General features: G+C 60.9%; 3 protein-coding genes and 2 pseudogenes. 2 read left to right on the top strand and 3 right to left on the bottom strand.

Features of this window, described 5'->3' with window-relative positions; genetic code table 11:
* Positions 1–116: 116 nt before the first annotated feature.
* The gene (locus Q7V03_RS03025) at positions 117–365 is read right to left on the bottom strand and encodes a diacylglycerol kinase (RefSeq protein WP_304924128.1); all 249 of its coding nucleotides are present in this window, start codon (positions 363–365) and stop codon (positions 117–119) included.
* 185 nt (positions 366–550) lie between these two features.
* Here Q7V03_RS03025 and Q7V03_RS03020 point away from each other — a divergent pair.
* Positions 551–1,026 (top strand): annotated as a pseudogene (locus tag Q7V03_RS03020) (transposase); the annotation flags it as partial.
* 67 nt (positions 1,027–1,093) lie between these two features.
* Here the strand turns inward: Q7V03_RS03020 and Q7V03_RS03015 are convergent.
* Complete coding sequence (locus Q7V03_RS03015) at positions 1,094–2,740, bottom strand: IS1634 family transposase (RefSeq protein ID WP_304924127.1); 1,647 nt, start codon at positions 2,738–2,740, stop codon at positions 1,094–1,096.
* 186 nt (positions 2,741–2,926) lie between these two features.
* Here Q7V03_RS03015 and Q7V03_RS03010 point away from each other — a divergent pair.
* Positions 2,927–3,581: pseudogene (locus Q7V03_RS03010) on the top strand (transposase); the annotation flags it as partial.
* A 364-nt stretch (positions 3,582–3,945) separates the two neighbouring features.
* Here Q7V03_RS03010 and Q7V03_RS03005 read toward each other — a convergent pair.
* Positions 3,946–4,183 (bottom strand): transposase (locus Q7V03_RS03005; RefSeq protein ID WP_304924126.1); only part of this gene is annotated, 238 nt, incomplete at its 5' end.

Below are 4,183 nucleotides of genomic sequence, written 5' to 3'. Positions count from 1 at the left end.
CAACACCGTCTTCGACAGCTACGATAAAATCCTCGACCAATGCGCCGCAGCCTGGTACTTCTTCGCGAACGAACCGGCAGCGATAACCTCGATCATGTCCAGAGACTGGGCAACGGTCAATATCTAGGGCCGTTGGTATCAATCGCCGAATTCACCAGCTCCAGCGCCAACAAGAGCAGTCCTTGCGCTACGATCAGGGCACAGGCCGAGAGTGGCGGGCGCAAGATCACCAGCGCCACCCAAGCTGCCAGATTAACCCCCACCCATTGCCGCAGACTTTTTTCCTCGCGCCAGCCATGCCGCCAGCCGTCTAAAGAATACCGCGCCGCGCGCAATATCCGTCGGATTTCTTCGGCAATATTCATCGCAAGGCCCCGGTCTGGTAAAGTTGGAAAATGGTGCGCCCATCAGGCATTAAAAGCACATATATCGAGTTCACGCTGAACACCCCCCACACCATTGATTTTACGTTGAAACATTGTAGTTTTTCTCGCCATGGCCTGCAGGGTTTGTATAATTTTGGCTGAAACCCTGCAATTTCGGTTCTGCCATGAAGCATCGCCCACGCCTTCCGGAACAGGATGATCTGCTGCGTCCGCTTTTGGTCGACCTGCGGCATGAGTTGGTGAAGCTGGCGGCGCTGATCGACTGGGAGGTGTTCGAGCGCGAAGGGGCGGGGTTCTTCCCGTCCGGCAAGGGGCGGCCCGCGACAGAGCCACGGCTGGTGGCCGGGTTGCTCTATCTGCAGCACGCTTACCGGCTGTCGGACGAGGCGGTGGTCGCTCGCTGGGTCGAGACCCGCTATTACCAGCACTTCACCGACGAGACCTTTTCCAGCATCGCCCCGCTATCGATCCTGCCTCGCTGACCCGTTGGCACGGTCGGATCGGCGAGGGTGAGGCGTGGTGCGCCATCGGTCCGAGCGCCGCGCCGAACGCGGAGTGGATGCTGACCCAGACGATCCGGGCCGGGCCGGGCCGGGCCGGGCAGAAATCCGGTGCCATCGATCAGAACACCCAAGTTCGACAGAAAATCGTCTAAGTAATTGAATTTATTTGTAGCGATTTCCAGAATTGCCACAACGTCAGGTGGTTTAGGCAGGCTTTGAGACGTCCAGGGCTTCGAAGAGGGACAGTTGCTCCGGCTTGGTTCGAGTTGTTCCGGTAAATGGCTTCTCGCCGATATAGGCGGTGAACCGTTGGACCTTGGCGAGGATCTCCAAGGCAGTCTTTGGGCTTGCACTGTGCCCTTTGGCTTTGAGGCGCATGCGCATCACGCGGTAGAGGGTCAGGGCCAGGAAGCAGATGAGCGCATGGGCGCGGATGCGGTCCGGCAGACGATGGTGAACCGGGGCGATCTCGATGTCGGATTTGAGGACTCGAAATCCTCGCTCGATATCGGCGAGCCCCTTGTAGCGCGCGACGGCCGCAGCGGGACTGATGTCCGTGGTGTTGGTGATCAGCGCGAGCGTGCCGTCGAATATCTGCGCTTTGGCCACGGCGTCTTCATCCACCGACCAGGAGAAGCGATCGGCGGTGAGGTCGGCTTTGAGGAAGCGCGTCATCTCGGCCTCGGCAACAGCACGGATGAAGCGGCTATAGGCCCCGCGGTTAGAGGCGCGGCGGCCTTGGGGTGTAGCCCCTGCGTCCTGGGCGTCCAGTCTGCCGACCATCTTCTCGGCCATGGCCTCGAGTTCGGCGATGCATGCGCGGCGGGCATCACCCTGCTCGGCGGCGCGCAGAGGGTCATGGGCGACGATCAGGCGATGGCCGGCAAAGCAGGCCTCGGCAAGGCCTTCCGCGTCGAAGGTGAGGCCTCGGAAAGTCTCGACCAGTTCGCCATAGCGCCGCGCAGGCACGGCAAGGATGAATTCCAGCGTGCGTCCGCCCTCCTTGGCAAGTTCCGTCAGGGCGCCGATATTGTCGAGGCTGAGAAGCCCACGATCGGCAACCAGAATGACGCGCTCGATGGGGAAGCGTTGGAGCACGGTCGCGAGCATCGCCTGCAAGGTCTTCGTCTCCGCGACATTGCCCGGATGGACGGTATGCATGAGGGGCAGACCCTCGGCGGTCTGCACCACGCCCATGACGAACTGGCGGGCGATGCCGCCGGTCTCCTTGTTCATTCCGTAAGCGCGCAGGTCCTCCTCAACCTCGCCTTCGCCATGGATGCGCACTGTCGTCAGATCGTAGAAGACGACGGTGAGGTTTCTATCCACCAAAGGTCGGATCTGCTTGGCAAGTTCGCCTTCCACCCGGTCGACATGGTCCATAAGCGCATCCATGGCGCGCAGGAGATGGTGGTGTTCGACCTTCTCGGGCATTGCTGGCATCGCGACCGTGTCCAGCCAGCGCAATACGCCCAACTTGCTGTCAGGGGCGCAAAGTCGGTTGAAAGCCATGGCCCGCACGAGGGCTTCGACATCGATCTGCCGCTTGCCAGAGCGCAGTGATCTGCGCAGAGCGCGATCAAAGCCGAGGTCCTTCCATATCTCGTGGAGCGCGAAAACGTCGCCATAGGAGAGTGCGGTATCGGCCTCGACGGCACCCGTCTGGACGTCAGCGCGTCCGACCGCCCTGTTCAAGCCATTGATCAGGGCATCCAGCGCTCCGCCTTGCAGGTCCTCGATGCGCCCGACGGTTCCAATCGTGCGCTGGCGGACCTTACCGTCCTCGGTGCGATAGCCCTCGACCAGTTGCAGGTAGCGGCGACCGCCAGATGATGTGATCTTGACGTACATGCCACAAAGATATCACCATGAAAAGTGATCAATCAATAGTAAAAATACCCATGACGTGCCACAACAGGATATTCGCAAAACTACTTTCGAACGAAACCTAACCCATTGAAATGTCGAGGCCAGCCCCAACGCATCCAGCTCGAAATCTCAATTTGCTGCCGAACTTGGGAGAACAGTGTCAAGCGCGTGGCGGTGCATACGACAGGGATGGAAAAGAACATCGCCGATCCGACAGATTCCCGCCTCTAGGAGCGGGCGCGGGATCAGCTGGTGGCGCTGGCGCTGCAGGCCGGGGTGGAATTGCGGCAATCCTATGCCCGCCTCGCGCCCCGACTGGCGCTGCAGGTTGGCCGCTACGCCCATGCCAAGCAGTTCAAGCGCATGCGCAAGGCATTGAAAAAGCTGAAGGGCGACACCGGCAGGGTCATGCGCGATCTGCGCCGCCATCTGCTGGATATTCCCGAAGGCAGCCTGCGGGATCGCATCCTCGGAAAGCTCGCCTTGGTGTCGCAACTGCTGCATCAGGCACCCAGGGGGGCGAACAAGATCTACGCCCTGCACGAACCCGAGGAGGATTGCATCTCCAAGGGCAAGGCCCGGGTGCGCTATGAATTCGGCTGCAAGGTCAGCATCGCCACGACGCTGGACGAGGGCTTCGTGGTCGGCATGCGCAGCTTTCCGGGCAACCCCCGCGATGGCCACACCCTGCAGGCAAGCCCTGGAACAGGTGGAAATCCTGACCGACCAGCGCCCCGATCTGGCCGTCGTCGACCGCGGCTATCGCGGCCATGCCGAGACCAGGACCCGCGTGCTGATCAGTGGCACGAGGCGTGGCCTGACGATCCCACGATGCGCCAACTTGTGGTTAGCGCCTGCAAAGAGACATTGCTCAACAGCAACGACAAAGCGGCGCGCAACAACGCTCTCGAGATTCTTGTCCAGCTTGGATTGATCGCGTGATGACCATAGGCAACAGTCTGGTGGCGCAGCCGAGCGAGTGCCGCCGACAGATGACAAACCGGGGGGGGGGCGGGGATTGGCCACATGGCTAGCGTCCACTCCCTTCTCTCCCGCGTCTGAATAGCCCCTAGCCGGCCGCTGAAATAGTCTGGGAACTGGAACGGTTTTCCTTCGGCTGGATTGGTGAGCCTGTTGTCCGGCCCTTCGGCGCGAACGGCCGTCGTGTGTGTTGCCGATTTTCGGCGTTATGCCCTCAGCAACCTGGGCAGTCGGGCAAGGTTGTTTGCCGCCATGGTCAAGATGAAGCGCGACCGCACCTTTTCGATGCCGCGATAGACCGTTTGGGCCATGCCGCCGATGGTCTTGGCCCAGCCGAAGGCTTCCTCGATCCGTTTTCGGTGCTTGATCGACACTGCATATCCCTCGTGTCGAGTGGTGCGTCCGTCAATGGCGGAATAGCGCGATTTCTGGGCGATATGCGGC

Origin of the sequence: Cypionkella sp. (genome assembly GCF_030652235.1) — a bacterium.
Lineage (GTDB): Bacteria > Pseudomonadota > Alphaproteobacteria > Rhodobacterales > Rhodobacteraceae > Cypionkella.
The sequence above is the reverse complement of the archived record's forward strand: the minus strand, read 5'-3'. Positions and strand labels throughout refer to the sequence as shown.

Coding starts and splice junctions, on each gene's coding strand:
- Q7V03_RS03015 (WP_304924127.1), bottom strand. CDS start 2,740: ATGTACGTCAAGATCACATCATCTGGCGGTCGCCGCTACCTGCAACTG.
- Q7V03_RS03025 (WP_304924128.1), bottom strand. CDS start 365: ATGAATATTGCCGAAGAAATCCGACGGATATTGCGCGCGGCGCGGTAT.